Genomic DNA, 5,906 nt, shown 5'->3' with positions numbered 1-5,906 from the left:
TCCCTGCCCGACGCCCTTCCGATCCAACGGTGCGCCCGCCGGCGCGGGCCCCGGCGGCTTTGGTCCCGGTGGCGCTGCTCCCGACGGGTTCGGTTCAGCCGGCGCGGCTCCCGGCGGCTTCGGTCCCGACGGGTTCGGTTCAGCCGGCGCGGCTCCCGGCGGCTTCGGTCCCGGCGGGTTCGGTTCCGTTGGCGCGGCTCCCGGCGGCTCGGGTCCGGAGAGTTGGCCGGCGGCCCCGCCGGGTGGCTACGCCGCGCCTGAGCCGGACCGGCTCACCCGGTTCGTGCTGCGGCTCTACGAACGATCCCCGCGCTGGGCGGTGCCGCTGGCCGCGCTCGGCTGCGTCGCCATCGGCATGAGCTACGCGCTACTCAGCAATCCCACCCACGCCGACCCGGACGCCGCGCCCACCTGTCTGCTCAAGTTGACAACCGGGCTGGACTGCCCGGGCTGTGGTGGCACCCGCGCACTCTGGTACGTGCTGCACGGCGATCTGCCGGCCGCCGCCCGGCACCACTTCGTCTTCATCTTCGCGCTGCCGTTCCTCGCGTACCTCTTCGTGGCCTGGGCGGGAAGCCAGGCGTTCGGTTGGCGCCTGCCCGAGCTGCGGATCAGCTCGAAGGTCATCGGCGGTTTCCTGGCCGCGTGGCTGGCCTTCTCGGTGTTGCGCAACCTGCCCTGGGCGCCCTTCACCTCGCTCTACGTCTGACCCGCGCCGCCGCCCGCCGTGCTGCTCGGCGGATGTGCGGCGCGGCGGGCGTGCGGCGCGGCGCCCGGCCGGTATGCGCTGTTCGGGCGTCCTTTGGAGCTGAATCGTTTGCGACATCACGGGGCTCCTCCGCCGACCGCTGCCGGTGCATCGCCCCCTGCTCGGGTTGCTCCGATCGTTCATGTCGCGCTCGGGTCGCTCGGGCGGCTCGGGTCGTTCGGGTCGCTCGGGTTGCTCGGGTTGCTCGGGTCGCTCGGGTTGTTCGGATCGTGCAGGGTCAATCGGGGTCGTTTTGGTCGTTCGGGTTGTTCGGGCTGCTCGGATCGCGATGCGGCCCGTCCGGGCTCGTCGGCCGTAGCTGCCGAGAGTCCTCCGACGCCCGCCACCCCAAAGATCGACTCGCTTTCAGGAAACCGTGCCGTCCGGCCGTCCTGGACACCCCGACTTTCAGGAACCCGAGTGGATCAACCCAGCGGGCGCCTGCGTACCCGCTCCCTCGGCGCACGGTGGCCGGCACGCCTCGCCCCAAGATCGTGCTCGATCCTGGATGTAGTGGGGTCGGGCGCGGCGGATGCCACTACATCCAGGATGTTGCGCGATCTTGCGGGCGGAAGTGGATGACGGGTCGTTCGGGCGCATGGATGCGGCTCGGGGTTGGGTGGGCCATCCGCCAGGGCTGATGTCGTAAACGGTTCAGCTCCAAAGGACGCTGGCGGAACTGTCCGCCCCCGCCTCGACGACGATGCCCGGACCTCGGACCTCGGACCTCGGACCCCGGGCCTCGGACCCCGGACCCCGGACCCCGGACCCCCGACCCCGGCTCCGGCTCCGGGGCGGGGGCAAGGCTCCGTTGGCTGAGTGATCGACATTGCACGGGGCGCGCCTGAGTTGGGCCGGGCGGCGCCGCACTACTACAGTCCCAGGAATGCCGGACATGGTGCAGCCCCAGGTCAAGTTGATCGCGTGGACCCAATTCGCGGCCCCGGACGACGTGCCGTGGTCGACCGACGCGGAGGGTGGCCAGGCGCTCGCCGAGTTCGCCGGCCGGGCCTGCTACCAGTCGTGGAAGAAGCCGAACCCGGCAACCGCCACCAACGCCGGCTACCTGGCGCACATCCTCGAAGTGGGCCACCTGAGCGTGCTGGAGCACGGGTCGGTCACCTTCTACTTCACCGGGGTGTCCCGCTCCTTCACCCACGAGCTGATCCGGCACCGGCACTTCTCGTACTCCCAGCTGTCCCAGCGCTACGTCCCGGAGCGGGACGCGGCCATGGTCGAGCCGGCGGTCATTGCCGACGACCCGGAGCTGCACAAGAAGTTCGTCGAGGCCGCCGAGGCGAGCGTTCGGGCGTACACCGAGTTGCTGGAGGGCCTGGAGCAGCGCTTCTCCGACGAGCCGAACCCGACGCTGCGCCGCAAGCAGGCCCGGCAGGCGGCCCGGGCGGTGCTGCCCAACGCCACCGAGACCCGGATCGTGGTCTCCGGCAACTACCGGGCCTGGCGGCACTTCGTCGCCATGCGGGCCACCGAGCACGCCGACGTGGAGATCCGTGAGCTGGCTGTGGAGTGCCTGCGCCAGCTCCAGGGTGTCGCCCCGAACGTGTTCGCCGACTTCGTGATCTCCACGCTGCCGGACGGCACCGAAGTGGCGGCCAGCCCGCACGAGGCGTCCTGAGCCCTTCCCCGGCGGGCCCCGGCTGGTCGTCCGCTAGGTTGGAGGGTATGACGCACGACCACCTCGACGCCGCGGCCCGTCCGGCGTCCCGCCCCTTCGGCCGGCTGCTCACAGCCATGGTGAGCCCGTTCACCCCCGACGGTTCCCTCGATCTCGACGGCGCCGCCCGGCTGGCGAGCCACCTGGTCGACGAGCAGGGCAACGACGCGCTGGTGGTCAACGGCACCACCGGCGAGTCGCCGACCACCACCGAGGCGGAGAAGGAGCAGCTGATCCGGGCCGTGGTGGAGGCCGTCGGTGACCGCGCCAAGGTGGTCGCGGGCGTCGGCACCAACGACACCCGGCACACCATCGAGCTGGCCGCCGCCGCCGAGAAGGCAGGTGCGCACGGCCTGCTGGTGGTCACCCCGTACTACAACAAGCCGCCGCAGAGCGGGTTGCTGCGCCACTTCACCGCGGTGGCCGACGCCACCGGTCTGCCGGTGATGCTGTACGACATCCCGCACCGTTCGGGCGTGCCGATCGACACCGAAACGTTGGTCCGGCTCGCCGAACACGGCCGGATCGTCGCGGTCAAGGACGCCAAGGGCGACCTGACCGCCACCAGCTGGGTCACCAGCCGGACCAGCCTCGCCTTCTACTGCGGCGAGGACGCCCTCACCCTGCCGGCGCTGGCCGTCGGCTCCGTGGGCGTGGTCGGCACCTCGACGCACTTCACCGGGGCGCTGACCGCACAGATGATCGAGGCGTACGACGCGGGGGACATGCCGACCGCGCTGACCCTGCACCGGCGGCTGCTGCCGCTGTTCACCGGCATCTTCCGTACCCAGGGCACCATCCTGGTGAAGGCGGGCCTGGCGTCGCTGGGCCTGCCGGCCGGCCCGGTGCGACCCCCGCTCGTGGACGCCACCGACGACGAGATCGCCCAGCTGCGCGCGGACTTCGCGGCAGCGGGCCTGGAGCTGCCCGAATGAACGAACGACACGATGGACGTCGAGTAACGGCGTCGCAGAATGAGGTGGACGCGTGACCGAGGCGCACATCGAGGCGGAACTACCCCCGCCGCTGCCGGAAGGTGGCCTGCGGATCATCCCGCTCGGCGGGCTCGGCGCCATCGGTCGGAACATGACCGTCTTCGAGTACGACGGCAAGCTGCTGATCGTCGACTGCGGGGTTCTGTTCCCCGACGTCGAGCAGCCGGGTGTGGACCTGATCCTGCCCGACTTCGGTCCGATCCTGGACCGGCTGGCCGACGTCCAGGCGATCGTGCTGACGCACGGTCACGAGGATCACATCGGCGCGGTGCCGTACCTGCTCGCCCACAAGCCCGACATCCCGCTGGTCGGCTCACAGTTCACCCTCGCCCTGGTCGAGGCCAAGTTGGCCGAGCGGCGCATCCAGCCGTACACGCTGACCGTGCGGGAGGGCGGCCGCGAGCGGCTCGGCCCGTTCGAGTGTGAGTTCTTCGCGGTCAACCACTCGATCCCGGACGCCCTCGCGGTGGCCATCCGCACCCCCGCCGGCCTGGTGCTGCACACCGGCGACTTCAAGATGGACCAGCTGCCGCTGGACGGCCGGATCACCGACCTGGCCGGTTTCGCCCGGCTCGGCGCCGAAGGCGTCGACCTGCTGCTGTCCGACTCCACCAACGCGGAGATCCCCGGTTTCGTCACCCCGGAGCGGGAGATCGGGCCGGTGCTCGACTCGATCTTCGCGAAGGCCAAGGGCCGGATCATCGTTGCCTCGTTCGCCTCGCACGTGCACCGCGTACAGCAGGTCTTCGACTCCGCCGCCGAACACGGCCGCAAGGTCGCGCTGATCGGCCGGTCCATGGTCCGCAACATGGGCATCGCTCGGGACCTCGGCCTGCTCAACATCCCGGCCGGCCTGGTCATCGGGATCGAGGAGGCGACCACGCTGCCGCCGGAGCAGATCGTGTTGATGTCCACCGGCTCCCAGGGTGAGCCGATGAGCGCCTTGGGCCGGATGGCCAGCGGCGACCACCGGCACATCACCATCGCCCCCGGTGACACCGTCGTGCTGGCCTCCTCACTGGTGCCCGGCAACGAGACCTCGGTCTACCGGGTGATCAACCGGCTCGCCCGGGCCGGCGCGGTGGTCGTGCACAAGGACGTGGCCAAGGTGCACGTCTCCGGGCACGCCCCCGCCGGGGAACTGCTCTACCTGCTCAACGTGGTCCGGCCCAGCAACCTGATGCCCGTGCACGGCGAGTGGCGTCACCTGCGCGCCCACGCCCGGCTCGGCATCGAGTCCGGGGTCGCCGCCGACCGGGTGGTGATCTGCGAGGACGGCGACGTTGTCGACCTCGTCGAGGGCCGCGCCAGCCTGGTCGGGCACGTCAAGAGCCGGTACGTCTACGTGGACGGTCTCGCCGTCGGTGACGTCAGCGAGTCGCTGCTCACCGAACGGCGGATCCTCGGTGACGGCGGTTTCATCGCCACCACCGTGGTCGTCGACTCGGTCACCGGCAAGGTGGTCGCCGGCCCGACGCTCTCCGCGAAGGGTTTCTCCGAGGACCCGGAGGCGTTCAACCCGGTGGTGCCGCTGGTCACCGAGGCGCTCAACCGGGCCGCGGCGGACGGCATCACCGACCCGCACCAGCTCCAGCAGATCGTCCGGCGAACCGTGGGGCGGTGGGTCAACGACAAGTACCGTCGTCGGCCGATGATCGTGCCCACCGTCGTCGAGGTCTGAGCAACGTCCGCTGACGCCGGTCCACCCGAACGGGGGTGGGCCGGCGTCCGCCGTACCCGGGGGGTCAGGGCAGCGCGGCGACGGCCTCGGCGTACGCGACGCCGGTGGCGATGGCGGCGTCCATGAGGACCCGCAGCTGCGCCGGGGCGACCCCGTGCGCCAGGTCGGTGGCCACGTCGCCGGCCAGCACCAACTCGTCGCCGAGGTCATGTGCGTACGCCTTGGGCAGCAGCCGGTCGTGGTTCCAGGCGTTGCAGAAGGCGTACGCCTCGGCGCGGCGGGCCGCCGGCAGCCGACGGTTGGCCATGGCCCGGGCGTGCAGCACCTCACCGCGTTCACCGGCGCGCCGGAACTGGATCACCGCGCCCTCCCAGTGGCCGATCACGGTCTCGCCGTCGTCCACCAGGTACCGGTCGCCGCGCCCGTCCAGAACCGCGGTGATCATGGCGAGGGAGAGCGCGGACAACTCGCGTTCGCCCAGCTCGGCCTCGGCGCCGGAGCGGTCGGTGTCGGGCCCGTCGAGCCCGTCGAGCCCGTCGAGCCCGTCGGGTTCGTCGGGTTCGTCGTCGTCGGCGGGCAGCGGAACCGACGCCGCGAGGGGCCGCTCGGCCAGCCAGGCGGCCATCCGCCCGGAGTGGTGCCCGGTGCCGTTGCGCGCGTCGAAGCTGCCGGCCAACTCGCTGGCCACCCCGAGCAGCAGCGCGCCGAGCGCGGCGACGTCCACCTCGGTGGCGGTCCGCTCGCCGTACGCGGGGCGGGTCATCGTCCGCCCGCCCAGCCCGGAAGGGCGTCGGTTAGGGAAAGAGG

General features: G+C 71.6%; 5 protein-coding genes. 4 read left to right on the top strand and 1 reads right to left on the bottom strand.

What is annotated here, in order from left to right; translation table 11 throughout:
- The 4 genes from PSH25_RS13860 to PSH25_RS13845 form a co-directional block, all read left to right on the top strand.
- Nucleotides 1-709: DUF2752 domain-containing protein (locus PSH25_RS13860; RefSeq protein ID WP_238659487.1), on the top strand; the 709-nt coding region annotated here is incomplete at its 5' end.
- A 934-nt stretch (nt 710-1,643) separates the two neighbouring features.
- Entirely contained in the window at nt 1,644-2,384 is a 741-nt protein-coding gene (thyX, locus tag PSH25_RS13855; protein ID WP_030336847.1) for an FAD-dependent thymidylate synthase, read from the top strand.
- Between the two features lie 47 nt (nt 2,385-2,431).
- Nucleotides 2,432-3,358 (top strand): 4-hydroxy-tetrahydrodipicolinate synthase, encoded by a 927-nt coding sequence (gene dapA, locus PSH25_RS13850; protein ID WP_238659486.1) that lies wholly within the window; start codon nt 2,432-2,434, stop codon nt 3,356-3,358.
- 52 nt (nt 3,359-3,410) lie between these two features.
- Nucleotides 3,411-5,099 carry a ribonuclease J gene (locus tag PSH25_RS13845; protein WP_124854118.1) on the top strand — a complete coding sequence of 563 codons (1,689 nt, stop codon included), beginning with the start codon at nt 3,411-3,413 and terminating at the stop codon, nt 5,097-5,099.
- A 64-nt stretch (nt 5,100-5,163) separates the two neighbouring features.
- Here PSH25_RS13845 and PSH25_RS13840 read toward each other — a convergent pair.
- On the bottom strand, nt 5,164-5,906 hold a 743-nt coding region (locus PSH25_RS13840), incomplete at its 5' end, for a type III secretion system chaperone family protein (RefSeq protein ID WP_238659485.1).

The organism is Micromonospora foliorum (assembly GCF_022229015.1).
GTDB classification, from domain to species: Bacteria; Actinomycetota; Actinomycetes; order Mycobacteriales; family Micromonosporaceae; genus Micromonospora; species Micromonospora foliorum.
This window is presented reverse-complemented; position numbering and strand designations above follow the sequence as displayed.

Coding starts and splice junctions, on each gene's coding strand:
- thyX (WP_030336847.1), top strand. CDS start 1,644: ATGGTGCAGCCCCAGGTCAAGTTGATCGCGTGGACCCAATTCGCGGCC.
- dapA (WP_238659486.1), top strand. CDS start 2,432: ATGACGCACGACCACCTCGACGCCGCGGCCCGTCCGGCGTCCCGCCCC.